Source organism: Alteromonas sp. IB21 (genome assembly GCF_016405965.1).
GTDB lineage: Bacteria > Pseudomonadota > Gammaproteobacteria > Enterobacterales > Alteromonadaceae > Alteromonas.
In genome coordinates this window covers 1-4,383 of sequence record NZ_JAEFCD010000047.1, presented here as the reverse complement: position 1 = coordinate 4,383, position 4,383 = coordinate 1, and the positions used below count along the sequence as shown (strand labels likewise).

5 protein-coding genes are annotated in these 4,383 nt (G+C 47.1%); 1 reads left to right on the top strand and 4 read right to left on the bottom strand.

Annotation, left to right across the window (positions count from 1 at the left end; all coding sequences use genetic code 11):
• The first annotated feature begins 83 nt into the window (after positions 1 to 83).
• On the top strand, positions 84 to 440 hold the full coding sequence (locus tag JC525_RS19535) for a hypothetical protein (RefSeq protein WP_233095326.1): 357 nt from the start codon (positions 84 to 86) through the stop codon (positions 438 to 440).
• 124 nt (positions 441 to 564) lie between these two features.
• On the opposite strand, the gene JC525_RS19530 is transcribed toward JC525_RS19535, so the two are convergent.
• From JC525_RS19530 to JC525_RS19515, 4 genes are all read right to left on the bottom strand, one after another.
• Complete coding sequence (locus tag JC525_RS19530; protein WP_008305473.1) at positions 565 to 1,176, bottom strand: SLC13 family permease; 612 nt, start codon at positions 1,174 to 1,176, stop codon at positions 565 to 567.
• 177 nt (positions 1,177 to 1,353) lie between these two features.
• On the bottom strand, positions 1,354 to 3,009 hold the full coding sequence (locus JC525_RS19525; protein ID WP_008305471.1) for an electron transfer flavoprotein-ubiquinone oxidoreductase: 1,656 nt from the start codon (positions 3,007 to 3,009) through the stop codon (positions 1,354 to 1,356).
• A 25-nt stretch (positions 3,010 to 3,034) separates the two neighbouring features.
• Positions 3,035 to 3,976, bottom strand: coding sequence for an electron transfer flavoprotein subunit alpha/FixB family protein (locus JC525_RS19520; RefSeq protein ID WP_008305470.1), 942 nt, complete (start codon positions 3,974 to 3,976; stop codon positions 3,035 to 3,037).
• Positions 3,976 to 4,383 (bottom strand): electron transfer flavoprotein subunit beta/FixA family protein (locus JC525_RS19515; protein WP_198817797.1); only part of this gene is annotated, 408 nt, incomplete at its 5' end. The genes JC525_RS19515 and JC525_RS19520, both read right to left, overlap by 1 nt.

The window sequence follows — 4,383 nt, the reverse complement described above, 5'->3', positions numbered from 1 at the left end:
CCTTAAAGCCAGCTGTCACAGAGGATAGTAAATAGCGTTAATTTGTCTTAAACTCCAAAAACAAAGAGCTATGGAGTGTATTAATGGCGATCTTCCCCCGGTTTTCGGTAAGGGCGATATCCCTTACAGTTGCAATACTTTCCGCAGGATTCTCTCTTTCTGCCCAGGCCAGCATGGGCAACATCGGCACCACCTACGGGGTAATGGCGGTCGACGTGGCCACAGCTCAGTCTCTCTCAATGTTCAATGATCAGGTGTCTGCCACCTACTATAACCCTGCATATCTGACAAAAGATCCCAAGGGTGAGCTGACCGTTGGCCTGCTTCATGCTGAACAGGAACTAAGGGCGGAAAGCCCTCAGCGCAATAGCGATATACTCGCCGATTCTCCGAGCCAGCATGTGCTGATCGGCATCGAGAGAATTTTTCAGTCCCAATGATCAGCCTATTTTCTTATCTTGACTACACTTACTTCGTAATTGCTTCCTGTTTTTGGACCTAAATCGCATGAAACAAGCCTTAAAGCCAGCTGTCACAGAGGATAGTAAATAGCGTTAATTTGTCTTAAACTCCGTAGCTGACCATGTATAACACCAAACCGGCTAGCACAATTAAGCCAGGTAACGTGAAAGAAAAAAAGCTGAGTGGTTCAAAACCTTGACTCTTTAAACCCGCACTTACCACTAAGTTTGGTGGAGTAGCAATTAAGGTCAACATACCACTAACCAAAGCCGCGTAGGACATGGGAAGGAGCAGTTTACTTGGGCTATTGTTGGAATATTTAGCAATGCGCAGCACAATAGGAATAAAGATAGCAACAACGGCGGTCGAACTCATTACGGCGCTAAGTATGGCGCTCGCTAACATCAGCATAATCAGCATTTTGGTCGTTGAGCTACTACTATTTTGGCTGATCCAATTACCGACAAATCTCGCTACACCGGTTCTGTCTAGCATCTCGCCAACCACGAGTAAGCCGGCAATGAGAATGACAACTGAATTGCCAAAGCCTGCCAATGCTGCGTTAACGGGCAGTATGTTGGTCAGTATTAGGGCCAAAACCACACATATTGCAATCATGTCGTAACGCACACGGTTACTCGCCATGAGTAACGCCGCGGCGGCAATCAGTGCAAACACGAAATTTGCGTGATATTGCTCAGATAACGTGAACATGATGATAGCTCCTTGCGTAAATTCGGAAGATAGAACGAAAGTGAACGTTCAAAACAACCAGATGACGATAAGAGGCTGAAAGAAAACCTTTCGTAAAATGAAAAAGCCAGTTAAAAGAGTGTTCTACAATCGTCAAACACTATTCTAGCTGGCTTTATATTACTTAGATAAATTTTTTTAGGTATTGGGGTACGTTGGACCACCACCACCCTCGGGTGGACGCCATGTAATGTTCTGTGCTGGGTCTTTTATGTCACAGGTTTTACAGTGAATGCAGTTTTGTCCATTAATTTGGAACTGCATTTCACCGTCGCTTTCCACCACCTCATAAACGCCTGCCGGGCAGTAACGTTGCGCGGGTTCATCGAAGCGAGGCAAGTTCTGCTTAATAGGGATAGACGTATCGGTTAATTTCAGATGACACGGCTGATCTTCTTCGTGGTAGGTATTTGAAATATAAACCGAAGAAAGTTTATCGAAGCTAAGTTTACCGTCTGGTTTCGGGTAGTCGATTTTAATGTGCGCACTAGCCGGTTCCATACACGCGTAGTCTTCTTTCGAATCGCGTAGTTTTAACAGTGGCTTACCACCAAAAATCTTCTGCTCCATCCAGTTGTAGCCGCCACCAACGATAGGGCCAAACTTATGCAAGGCAGGACCGAAGTTACGCGAGTTATATAACTCTTGATACGCCCAGCTCTGTTCGAATAGTTGTTGGAAATTGGTTGTACCCTTTTCTTCAGCATCGGTACCGAGCGCTTCAAGGATCGCATCAGCGGCAATCATGCCTGACTTCATCGCAGTGTGAACGCCTTTGATTTTACTAAAATTTAGTGTACCAGCGTCACAGCCAACCAACATACCACCGGGGAAACTCAGCTTGGGTAGTGCATTCAACCCACCTTTGGTAATTGCACGCGCACCATAGGTGATACGTTCGCCACCGCTGAGTGTTTCAGCAATAATCGGATGATGCTTAAGGCGTTGGAACTCATCGAACGGGCTGATATGCGGATTGGCATAATTCAAGTCAATGATTAACCCAACGAATACTTGCTGATTTTCGGCGTGATAGAGGAAGAATCCGCCACCCATGCCTTTACTTAGTGGCCAACCTGAACCATGCACAACCAACCCCGGTTTGTGTTGCGACTCAGGCACTTGCCAGATTTCTTTAAAGCCAATGCCGTAATGTTGAGGATCAGCGTCAGAATCAAGCGCGAACTTCTTGATAATGCCTTTACCAATGTGACCACGGCAGCCTTCACCAAGAATAGTGTACTTAGCAAGGATATCCATACCAGGGGTATAGCCTGGGCCTGGTTCGCCATCTGCGCCTACGCCCATGTCGCCTGTGGCTACTCCACACACTTTACCATTGTCGTCGAAAATCACATCAGCGGCAGTGAAACCAGGGAATATTTCTACCCCAAGCTCTTCTGCTTGCTCTGCGAGCCAGCGACATAAATTCGCCACACTCACAATGTAATTGTTGTCATTGTGCATTGAAGGTGGCACCGCCCAATGAGGTAACTCAGTGGCTCTAGACTCGTCGCGAAGTAAATACACTTCGTCTTTAGCTACAGGCTGACCTAGGGCAAAGCCGTCTTCTTTCCAAGTAGGGAAGAGTTCGTCCAATGCTTTGGTTTCAATGACTGCGCCAGAGAAAATGTGAGCACCTACTTCAGCGCCCTTCTCAAGCACACAGACGTTGACTTCTTTGCCTTGTTCAGCAGCTTGCTTCTTAATCTGACAAGCTGCCGACAGGCCAGAAGGGCCAGCGCCAACAATAACAACATCAAATTCGATGGATTCGCGTTCTGGAGTATCCATGACGTTCCTCTTTATGGCACTTAATTTAAAGTACGCTAGCTAATTTGGCTTCTAATTCCGGTACTAGGTCGTGTAAATCACCGACTAAACCGTAGTCCGCCACTTCGTAAATTGGTGCGTCTGGATCTTTGTTAATCGCTACGATAACTTTAGAGCCTTGCATACCTGCTAAATGCTGAATGGCACCAGAGATACCTACCGCTACATACAAGTCAGGTGCAACAATTTTACCGGTTTGACCAACTTGGTGGTCGTTACCAATAAAGCCTGCGTCAACTGCTGCACGCGATGCACCGAGGGCTGCATTCAAACGGTCTGCTAGTTTTTCGATAAGTGCGAAATTCTCTTCACTACCTACACCGCGGCCACCCGAAACTACAATACTTGCAGAAGCGAGTTCAGGGCGTTCACTTTGGGCAATTTCTTCGCTAACTACACGCGACAAGCCACAGTCAACAGCATTATCTACCGCAGTGATAGCGCCAGTGCCAGCTCCTGTTGGCGCAGCATCAAAAGCAGATGTACGCACAGTGATAACTTTCACAGCATCGCTAGAAGTAACGGTTGCAATGGCATTACCCGCGTAAATGGGGCGCACGAATTCAGCTTCACCATTAACACCGGTAATATCTGAAATTTGACCTACGCCGAGTAGTGCGGCTAGGCGTGGCAGTGCATCTTTCATTACACTCGTCGCCGGTGCAACAATGTGGCTGTAGCCTTCTGCATTAGCTTGTAATGTTGCTGCTAGGTTTTCTGCACCTTGATACGCTAGTGCATCGTGGTCAGCAACCAGTACTGCGCTAACGCCATCGACTTTTGCCGCTTCTTCGGCAACGGCTGCACACCCTTTACCGGCCACAAAAATATCAAAAGAGGCACCAATTTTAAGTGCTGCCGACACGGCTGCTAAGGTAACAGGGCTGAGTGTGGCGTTATTGTGTGATGCAATTACTAAGGTTTTCATTAAATCACCTTCGCTTCATTTTTCAGTTTATCGACTAGCTCGTCTACCGACGCAACTTTGATACCTGCCTGACGTGTAGCAGGAGCAGCAACAGAAAGTTGTTGTTGCGTTGACGTAACTTCAACACCTAAATCTGCGGCAGTTGTCTCTGCGATAGGTTTGCGTTTCGCTTTCATGATATCAGGTAGTTTGGTAAAACGCGGTTCATTCAAACGTAGGTCAGCCGTCACGATAGCGGGAAGCTTCAGAGCTACAGTTTGTAGACCACCGTCGACTTCGCGTGTAACTAGCGCTTCGTCACCTTCAATTTTAACCACTGAGGCAAAAGTTCCTTGTGGGCGACCCATAATACCTGCAAGCATTTGACCCACTTGGTTGTTGTCGCTGTCGATAGCTTGCTTACCCAT

Excerpts from the sequence above, each read along its gene's own strand:
- JC525_RS19520 (WP_008305470.1), bottom strand. The coding sequence starts at position 3,976 with ATGAAAACCTTAGTAATTGCATCACACAATAACGCCACACTCAGCCCT.
- JC525_RS19535 (WP_233095326.1), top strand. The coding sequence starts at position 84 with ATGGCGATCTTCCCCCGGTTTTCGGTAAGGGCGATATCCCTTACAGTT.
- JC525_RS19525 (WP_008305471.1), bottom strand. The coding sequence starts at position 3,009 with ATGGATACTCCAGAACGCGAATCCATCGAATTTGATGTTGTTATTGTT.
- JC525_RS19530 (WP_008305473.1), bottom strand. The coding sequence starts at position 1,176 with ATGTTCACGTTATCTGAGCAATATCACGCAAATTTCGTGTTTGCACTG.